Consider the following 1762-nt stretch of genomic DNA (forward strand, 5'->3'; position numbering starts at 1 on the left):
CTGCTGGCCCGCGCCGCCGAGGCCGGCCAGATCAGCGCCCGAGGCTGGACCCGCGTCCTGCGGCTGGCCCGCACCATCGCCGACCTGGAGGGCGCGACCAGCGTGCGGCGGGTTCATGTGGCGGAGGCGCTGGCGCATCGCCGGACAAGCGCCGTGGGGGCGATCAGCGGGGAGGGGGCGTTTTAGGCGACCAAGGGCCGGTTTCGACCCTGAGCAGACCTTCGCGGCTCCTTGAACAGGGGGAACTCGTCCCGTAGCTTTCGCACATGAAGGCTCTCGCCCCAGATGTAGTGAAGTTGTTCGTTGAAGCGGGCTGGACGCCTGATCGGCGAGCCGATCTCACCACGCCGCTGCCGGGCGATCACCCAGCCGCCGAACTGCTATCGGCTTTCGCCGGCCTTCGGATCGGCGCTTCGGTGCCGGGCAGTCAATGTGCGGCAAGCGACGTTTATTTCACCCAGAAGATCGATGAGTTGCCAGAGGCGTTGGCGCTCGCGCGACTGCTCGGAGAGCCCCTTGTTCCGCTCGCTGAAACCCACAACGCGCATGGCATACTCTACATCGGCCAATCTGGCCGTTGCTTCGGAGCCAGCTTGATTGACGAGACGATATGGTGGGAGGGCGAAAGCTTTGAGGAAGCGATCCGCTCTCTGACGACAGGGCGACGGGTTAGGCCGATCCTGTTGCCGGGGCAGGAGAGCGCCGTGCTGTATGGCGAGACTTACGCGCTCGGCGACCCTCGTCTCTATGGTCTTGGCGAAGATAGTCGCGAGGTCTGAAATCCACCCTTGTCTGGCGTTGGCGATGTCCGCTTCCCGGCCAAGGGTCCAATGTCCGATTTCGTACGGGAAGCTGATTTCCGCACCCGACCCATAGCGGTCTCTCGGACCCTGTGTACGATGGCGGCATGGACCATCGCTCCTTGATCGCCTTCCTCACCGGGTCGCTTAGCGCGGATGCGTTCAGCGCCAAAATTCGTAGCGAAGTGCGGGCGTGTAATGAGGCTCTCGCTTCCGGAGGCGTCGGCTCGATCATCGTGACGGATGCGCCCGAAACCCGCGTGACGCGTGAGCATGCTTCAAGGCTCCTACAGGCGGTCGCGGATGGGACGCTCGATTTCGAGTTGGCCAACTACGTGGCCGACGCGCTCATTATGAGCGATGACTTCGAGCTTGAGGATGAGGCGGTCAGCGAGGCGATCTTCTTTCTGGCGGACGACAGTCGCGCGCCAACCAAAGCGGAAATTGACGCCGCGCTCGCCCGACTGCGGTCGGCTGGACCAGCAGAAAGCACTCTCGTTGCCGCGCATAAACACTCCGCACGCCACGACGAAGAGATCGCGAGAAGTACCTTCTGTGGCTGCTTCTATTGCTTGGCTGTATTCCCGCCCGCCGATATCGAGGACTGGGTCGATGACGAACCCAGAACGGCCCTCTGTCCGCGCTGCGGCATCGACTCGGTCATCGGCGATGCGTCAGGCTTCCCGGTGAAGGCGGCGGACTTTTTGGGTGCGATGAATGTGTACTGGTTCCAAAGAACCGTCTCGTTGGGGAGAGCCAAAGATGCATGGTTCATCCGCAAAGTGGTCGGAGCTTGGCGGGCTTTTCGGGGTTGGTTGAGCGCTCTGCGCCCTAACGCCTCCTAACCACCCGTAGCGGACCTCCGGAAGGTCTGCTGTCAAGGCCACCCATCCGCCCCCGGATGGGGCCACGCCTTAAAGCCTTGGTGGATCGGAGCTCTGGCGTCTGACCGAGTCAAGGAC

At 63.1% G+C, this 1762-nt stretch carries 3 protein-coding genes; all 3 read left to right on the forward strand.

Annotated elements, in window-relative coordinates; translation table 11 throughout:
- Positions 1-186 (forward strand): magnesium chelatase subunit ChlI family protein (locus AC1DZ6_RS24595; RefSeq protein WP_477099721.1); only part of this gene is annotated, 186 nt, incomplete at its 5' end.
- Positions 187-266: 80 nt separating this feature from the next.
- Positions 267-779 carry an SUKH-3 domain-containing protein gene (locus tag AC1DZ6_RS24600; protein WP_477099722.1) on the forward strand — a complete coding sequence of 171 codons (513 nt, stop codon included), beginning with the start codon at positions 267-269 and terminating at the stop codon, positions 777-779.
- 128 nt (positions 780-907) lie between these two features.
- A complete protein-coding gene (locus AC1DZ6_RS24605) occupies positions 908-1645 on the forward strand; it encodes a hypothetical protein (RefSeq protein ID WP_477099723.1) in 738 nt (245 codons plus the stop codon).
- Positions 1646-1762: the final 117 nt, after the last annotated feature.

The sequence above is a fragment of the Caulobacter sp. P1_B12_2 genome, from assembly GCF_056406675.1.